5 protein-coding genes are annotated in these 7,488 nt (G+C 65.7%); 1 reads left to right on the forward strand and 4 read right to left on the reverse strand.

Translation table 11 applies throughout. The features are described 5' to 3' along the window. The 3 genes from CSW58_RS13700 to CSW58_RS05985 all read right to left on the reverse strand — a co-directional run. A partial coding sequence (locus tag CSW58_RS13700) for a hypothetical protein (protein ID WP_201721591.1) occupies positions 1–464 on the reverse strand: 464 nt, incomplete at its 3' end. Positions 465–491: 27 nt separating this feature from the next. After that, complete coding sequence (locus tag CSW58_RS05980; protein WP_143755100.1) at positions 492–1,661, reverse strand: glycosyltransferase family 4 protein; 1,170 nt, start codon at positions 1,659–1,661, stop codon at positions 492–494. 180 nt (positions 1,662–1,841) lie between these two features. Further along, on the reverse strand, positions 1,842–4,874 hold the full coding sequence (locus CSW58_RS05985) for a calcium-binding protein (protein WP_099446672.1): 3,033 nt from the start codon (positions 4,872–4,874) through the stop codon (positions 1,842–1,844). A gap of 418 nt (positions 4,875–5,292) precedes the next feature. Between CSW58_RS05985 and CSW58_RS05990 the strand changes: the two genes are divergently transcribed. Further along, positions 5,293–5,955 (forward strand): glycosyltransferase family 2 protein, encoded by a 663-nt coding sequence (locus CSW58_RS05990; protein ID WP_161494571.1) that lies wholly within the window; start codon positions 5,293–5,295, stop codon positions 5,953–5,955. Between the two features lie 485 nt (positions 5,956–6,440). Here the strand turns inward: CSW58_RS05990 and CSW58_RS05995 are convergent, their stop codons facing one another. After that, positions 6,441–7,301, reverse strand: coding sequence for a sulfotransferase (locus tag CSW58_RS05995; RefSeq protein WP_161494572.1), 861 nt, complete (start codon positions 7,299–7,301; stop codon positions 6,441–6,443). Between the last annotated feature and the right edge of the window lie 187 nt (positions 7,302–7,488).

The raw sequence follows: 7,488 nt of genomic DNA on the forward strand, positions 1-7,488 counted from the left end.
AACGGGCGTGGATCTTGACGACGCCGTACTTGGCCAGGGTCAGGATCGCGCGTTCGACCCGGCCCCGGCGGGCGGCGGGCACGTCGGACAGCAGCTCGGACCGACCGCATCTGCCGGGCCCCGGTGAGGCGGAACACCAGGGTTTCCAGCTCGTGGGCGGCGGGAAAGAAGCTGGTGGCGTAGGCCACCAGCGGCGACTTCATCACCGCCTTCAGCGCCGCGTTTCGTGTGGCCGCCGAGCCAGGGAGATGATCGTGGTCGGCAGCAGGTGCTCGGTCGGATAGTTGGCGAACATCTGGAAGGGGTCCAGCCGCCAGGGATTTTCGGACTGGACGCGCGTCGACGCCCGGCCGCGCGGGCCGAGGCCGAATGGCCGCCAACTCGCCCCACAGGGCCTGGTAGGTGGGGATCACGGCCTTCCAGTCGAACACCGCCTGGGCCCGCTTGCGGGCGGTCGCGCCCATGTGGGCCCGCAGGGTGGGATTTTTCGATCAGGTCGAGCAGGGCCTGAGCGGCCTCGTCCAGGTCGATGGCGGTGAACTGGCTGGCCGCGCCGACATAGGTTTCATAGCGCGTCCAGTTGTTCCATAGCGGAAGGCCAGGTCGCCGCCGAGGCCGGGCCGCGGCGCGTAGGTCGAGACGCGGAAGCCGTCGACCCCATGACGCACGGTGTCCTTGTAGCCGTCCCAGTCGGAGACCACCGAGGGCAGGCCGGCGGCCATGGCCTCGAGCGGCGTCAGCCCGAAGGTCTCCTGAATATTGTCCGACAGCGAGAAGAAGATGTCGGCCACGGACCAGATGGTGAAGCGGGTGTCGGGCAATCGTCCGTCGACGACATGGTATTGGACGCTGGGGCAATAGGCCCGGGTGCTGTCGTGATAGGCCTTGTCGGCGGCGTCACTGGGCGACCAGCCCGACTGCACCCAGTGGATCTTCTGCTGGGTGCGCTTGGCGGCCTGTTCCAGGGCCATGGCCATGGGGATCGGGTTCATCTTGGCGTTGGCGCTGAACCGTCCGACATACAGGACGACAATGTCCGTCTCGGGAATGTTCAGACGCTCGCGCCAGGCCTTGCGCTGCTTGGGTTCGAGGCTGAAGTCCTGGGTATTGAGGCCCAGGGGGATGGTTTCCAGGCGGATCGGCGGGGTCTTGGTGGCCCCGACCCGCTCGCGCAGGAAGGCGTCGAGGCTTTCCAGCTCGACCTCCAGGCTGGCGGTGACCGCGCGCGAGGTGCAGATCAGCGCGTCCCAGGGCTGGGTGGGCGACAGCACCAGCTGGGCCACGGTGTCGAGGATGCGGTGGGTGCAGGTGGTGTGGGTCACCCCGGTGATGCTGTAGGCCTTGGGCCCGGCGAAGCGCCGCGTCCAGGCCTCCTGGCCGACGCTGGGCACCGGCAGGAAGACCGCCCCGGTCCGGCTCAGACCGGCGCGATCGTCACGGGCGATCCAGTCGACCGGCCGCTTGATCGGCGTCAGGGCCTTCAGGGTCGTCTCGAGCGTGGCGTTGGGCGTGCTGGTGGCGTTCCAGAACGCGAACCGGTCGACCGCCGCATGCTGAATGAAGCCCTTGACGAAGCTTTCGCCGGCCGAATGACGCCCCATCAGCGCCGCGCCGGAGGTGTCATAGGCATTGGGATGCATGAAGATCGCGGCGTTGGTCATGGCGCTCTCGGTAGGGTCTGAACAGAACGTCGAATCTGTCTCGGCGACGGGCCGCCTGATCTTGCAGGTGTTGGCGGGTTCCACAACGGCCAAGGTCGCCCGGCCGGCCTGATGTCCAGGCAAGAAAAAGGGGGCCGCCCCGAAGGACGGCCCCCAATTCAGTCTAGAGAGGTCAGTTCGTTAGATGAACTGGTTCCAGTCGGACTGGTCGAAGGTGTTGTCGACGTCACCGGCCAAGGAGTTGGCCGAAGCATTGTCGAGGAACACCGCCATGTCGACCGTATGATCGCCGTCGCTGTCGTAGAACACGAAGACGCCGGTATTGGCGATATCCGTCGTTTCGACAACCACGATCACCAGAGCGGCATCGCCAGTCATTGCGGCATTCGCATTGATCAAGGCGTTGGCGTAGGTGTCGGCGTCGACCAGGACTTCGAAGTTGGCCGCCGTACCCGAGATCCCGAAGTTCATCGAGTCGGTTTCGGTGCTGAAGTCGGTGATCGTGTCGTACTGACCCGTCCCCGAAGCGGCAATACCACTGTCGAGATTGCCGAAGATGTAGACATTGGCGCCCGCTCCGCCGGTCAGCGCATCAGTGCCGAGGCCGCCTTCGAGGGTGTCGGCGCCTTCGTCGCCAGTCAGGACGTCGTTGCCGGCGCCGCCGAACAACTGGTCAGCATCAGCGCCACCGAACAGGGTGTCGTCGCCATCGTCGCCGTAGACGCTGTCGGCGCCCGCGCCACCGGAGGCATAGTCAGCGTCGTTGTTGCCGTGGATCAGGTCAGCGCCGTCGTTGCCGTAGAGATAGTCAGCACCGAAGTTGCCCTGGATATCGTCGGCGTCGGCGCCACCGATCACGTAGTCAGCACCGTCGCCGCCGGTGATCGAGTCAGCGCCAGCATCGCCGTAGATGGTGTCGTCGCCCTTTTCACCGAACAGGCTGTCAGCGCCGAGGCCGCCTTCAACATGGTCGTTGTCTTGGTTGCCGTGGATGATGTCGGCGCCGTCATTACCGTACAGCCAGTCTTCGCCGTAACCACCGGTGATGTTGTCGGCGTCGTCACCGCCTTCGACGGTGTCATCGCCTTGGCCGCCGAACAGGCCGTCGACGCCAGCGCCGCCGAACAGTTCGTCATTGCCGGCATTGCCGTAGACCGCGTCGTCGCCCAGGTCGCCGAACAGGTCGTCATTGCCGTCGCCGCCCTGGATCGAGTCGGCGTCTTGGCCGCCATGGATCAGGTCGTCGCCGAGATCGCCGAAGATGGTGTCGGCGCCTTGGTTGGCGTTGATCAGGTCAGCGCCGTCATTGCCAGCGATCGCGTCGGCGCCGAGGCCGCCTTCGATGCTGTCGACACCGGTGCCGCCGATGATGGTGTCATCGCCGTCAGCGCCCAGCAGGGTGTTGGAGCCGTAGGCGCCGAAGATCAGGTCGTCGCCAGCGCCGCCATCGACCGCGTCATCGCCGTAAGAAGCGAGCAGGGTGTCGTTGTCAGCACCGCCGAACAGATCGTCATTGCCGTAGCCGCCGTCGATGTAGTCTTCGCCGGCGTCGCCGAGCAGCATGTCGCCGTCGTTGCCGCCGCTCAGATTGTCATCGCCGTCGCCGCCGACCAGGGAGTCAACGCCCAGGCCACCGGACAGGTAGTCGTTGCCGAGGTCGCCGGAGATGGTGTCCGCGCCGTCCTCGCCGTAGAGGCTGTCGTCGCCTTGGCCGCCATTGATGGAGTCGTCGTTGAGGCCGCCATAGACCGTGTCGTCGCCCTGGCTGCCCTGCAACACGTCGTTGCCGGCGTCGCCCTGGAGGTAGTCGTTGCCGACGCCGCCGTAGATGCTGTCAGCGCCGTCTTCGCCGTACAGATCGTCAGCGCCGTCATCGCCGTTGATCACGTCGGCGTCGTTGCCGGCGCCGCCGTAGATGGTGTCGTCGCCCTCGTTGCCGAAGAGATCGTCAGCGCCGGCGCCGCCGTTGACGGAGTCGTCGCCGAGGCCGCCATAGATGGTGTCAACGCCGTTATTGCCCGAAAGCGAATCATTGCCTTCGTTGCCGTCCAGAATGTCGGCGCCGTCGTTGCCGGAGATGGTGTCATCACCGAATTCACCGCGCAGCAGGTCGTCGTTGGCGCCGCCATCGATCTGGTCGTCGTCATCGCCGCCGTTGATCGAATCCATGCCGTCATTGCCGTTGAGATAGTCGGCTCCGGCGCCGCCTTCGATGCGGTCGTCACCGTACGAACCGTCGAGGGTGTCATCGCCATTGCCGCCATAGACGGTGTCTTGGCCGGTGCCGCCGTCGATGTAGTCGCCGCCTTCATTGCCGTCGAGGACGTCGGCGCCGTCGTTGCCGTAGACGCGGTCGTCGCCGTCGCCGGCCAGAATCAGGTCGTCGTTGCCGCCGCCCCGCAGCGTGTCCGCATCGGCGTGGCCATAGATGGTGTCACGGCCATCGTCGCCGTTCAGGGTGTCTTCGCCGGTCCAGCCGTACAGGACGTCGTCGCCGTTACCGCCGCCGATCGAGTCGCGACCTTCCATGCCGTCGAGGACGTCATCGCCGTCTTCGCCGTACAGGCTGTCGTCGCCGGCGCCGCCCAGCAGAAGGTCGTCGCCGTCGTCGCCGTGCAGGGTGTCGTCGCCGTCGCCGCCGAAGAGCTGGTCGGCGTCGTTGCCGCCGCTCAGATAGTCGCCGCCGTTGTCGCCATAGAGGGTGTCGGCGCCGGAAGCGCCGTACTGGTCGTCATTGCCTTCGCCGCCGATCAGCAGGTCGCCGTCGTTGCCGCCGCTGAGGTAATCGTTGCCGAGATCGCCGTACAGGCTGTCGGCGCCGTTGTCGCCGTACAGGTCGTCGTTGTCGCGGCCGCCGCGGATGAGGTCGTCGCCGTCATTACCCCGGACGTAGTCGTCGCCCTGGTTGCCCTGCAGGTCGTCGCTGCCCAGGCCGCCAAAGATGTAGTCGCGGCCTTCGCCGCCGGTGATGGTGTCAGCGTCCGCGCCGCCATCAAGCGTATCGTCGCCGCCGTTGCCGTAGATCAGGTCGGCGCCGTCGTTGCCGTAGGCGACGTCAGAACCGCCGCCGGCGGAGATGGTGTCCGCGCCGCCGTTGCCGATCAGCGTATCGTCGCCGTCTTGACCGACGAAGATTTCCGCGGCCGACGTACCGGTGATCGCGTCGTTGTTATCGTCGCCGAAGTAGAGATTGCCACTCTGGATATAGGCCATGTCGTGTGTTCTCCGTTTTCCAACCTAAACCGTTGCCGCCAGTTCAGGCGTCGTGCACGGTCCAACCCCCACCCACGGGCTCAAGCCATAGGCGTCAGATTGTCTAGTAATAGTTCAGAGAGCAGCGTGCAACCAAATACACGCTAAAAGGCGCAAGTCGGCCACGGCGCCGCTTTAACGCGCTCGGCGCCTCGCCGCGGGGCGCCGCCGGGTCGCCCGGCCAGAACGGCGCTAACGGTTGCGCCATATGGGCCAGAGCCCTAGAATAGTCTCCCGTAAAGCGAGTTCAGACATGCCGCCGCCGCCGTCCTCCATCGGGTCCTATTACCCGGCAGAACACGCCCCCCAGACCCCCGCCAGGGTGGCCGTCGTCATTCCGACCGTCCTGAGAATGGATCTCATCCGGGCAATAGAATCCGTGTACGAACAGGACTTGAACGGCACGGTTCAGATCATGGTCGGGGTCGATATTGAGAAATATCCCGGCGATTTTCTCGAGTCACTGTTGTCGCGAAGACCAGCCCATGTATCCGCTCTGGTCCTGAAGCTTCCCTATTCGACATCCGCCCGCCACGGCGGCATGCACTATGCTCAAGACGGCGGATCGACACGCACAACGTTAAGTTTCATGGCCAACAGCCAGTACGTCGCCTATCTCGACGACGACAACACTTGGATGGCCCACCACCTCAGCTCGCTGCTGGCGGTGATCGAAGGCAAATCCTGGGCCTACAGTCACCGCATCCTCGTCGATGACGAGACCGGCGCCGCCCTGGGCGAGGATCTCTGGCATTCGGTCGGCCCCGTCGGCGGCACGATCGGCGGCTTTGTCGACCCCAGTTGCCTGATGGTGGACAAGGTTCGCCTGGCCCGCACCCTGGGCCGCTGGTCGGAGAACGCCCGCATGAAGCCCGGCAACGCGGCGGACAGGCATTTCTTCGAGTCGATCCGCAACACGCCCTACGGCGCGGTCGAGGTCCCGACGGTGCGCTATTCCATCCGCTCGACCAACACCATGCGGGCGCTGCTGGCCCAGCACGCCCAGGCAACCCCGACGAGCAAACCGACGCCCGCCACCTAGGGCATTTTCCGATAGGGGTGAAACCGATATCGGATCGAAAAATGCTCTACACTTCTGATTGAGAGTGTTTTTTTCCGACGCTCTGGAAGCCGCGAGGCTGGAAGGCGATCAGAGGCATGCCGAAAGCGGCGCGATGCGGTTTTTGGGTCGAAAAATGCGCCGGGCTTTTGATTGGCGGCAACGCAGGGTCGCGACCGCCGTGCGGTCAGGTTCGCCGGCCCAGTACAGGTCTGTGACAGTTTCAGGTATTGCCCAGCAAGCTAGACTCTAAAGCGATCGACGCGATCGCCTTGGCCGGCCAAGGAACGCCCGCCTCATGGGCGCCGGTCGTTGCGGGTCCGCCAGCCTGATCCGGCTCCGCCCCATCCGGTCCGCCATGATGGGGCCGCCGTCGGGGATGGTGAGCGACGGCCGCCGGAGGGCTTCGAGCCGGAGCCGGACGAAGCCTGAGCCGGGGCGACCCGAACCCGGCCGGCCCCCACGGCTCAGTACCGCCGCCAGATCCCGGCGATCCGCTCGGGACCAAACCGCTGCTCCACCGCCGCATAGGTCGGCGCATAGTGATCGTGGAGGGTCTTCCTGACCGCGACGGGCGTGGGATTGCTGTTTCTGGAAACATTCACCAGATCACCGAAGTCTCCCGGACGGTAGTCCAGCCCCAGGGATTCTATGAACGGCCGCATCACGGCGGTGTTGAACATGTCTTCATAGAACAGGTAGTGGACGGACTCGGGGTCGAAGACGCTGTCCAGGTTTTCGATCGTGTCCTGATAGCGGCTGCGGATGGCGCAGTCCGGGGTCGGATAATAGCGCAGGATTTCGGCCAGCTCGGCCTCCGGGCCAGGCCCGGGCCCGCCGGCGGCGCGGCTGTCGTTCTTGATCATCATCCTGACGGCCGAGATGATGCGCTCGACTGGATCGCGCATCAGGAACACCACCCGCACCGCGAAGCCCCGGGCCTCGAGGCCGGCGCGGATCCCCGCCAGGGTCTCGGCCGACAGGGCCGCGTAGCTGGGCGTGATGTCGCCGGTCAGCCGGGTGCGCGGATCGGCCAGGGCCAGGGTCTGGAAATAGTCGAAATAGCGCTGCGGATTGCGATAGAATTCCAGCAGCCGGAAACTGTCCTCATGCTCGGGCGCCAGGATCTGCGGCCCGGCGGCCAGGGCCCGGACGCGCTCGACCGCGGCGTCGCGGAAGCCGTGGCACTCGGGCACCGTCAGGGCGTCGAAGACATGATACTCCTTGGCGAACCCCATATTGACGGCGGGATAGGCCTTGAGGTGCTCGTGCAGCCAGGTCGTGCCGCCCTTCTGGCACCCGACGCCCAGCAAGAAGATCTTCGTCATCGCGCGATCACCCGCAAGTCGATCCAGTCCGCCCCGGCCCGCCCGGGGGCGCGGCCCCGGAGCGGATCGAGCGCCCCCAATGGTCTCTGGCAGCATCTAGCGTCCCGCGCCGCTCAATCCCAGCCCCATTCGGCGGCTCGGACCGCCCCCCTAGCGCCGTACGATGCAGCGGAAGCCGACATGGGTG

Origin of the sequence: Caulobacter sp. B11 (genome assembly GCF_002737765.1) — a bacterium.
Lineage (GTDB): Bacteria > Pseudomonadota > Alphaproteobacteria > Caulobacterales > Caulobacteraceae > Caulobacter.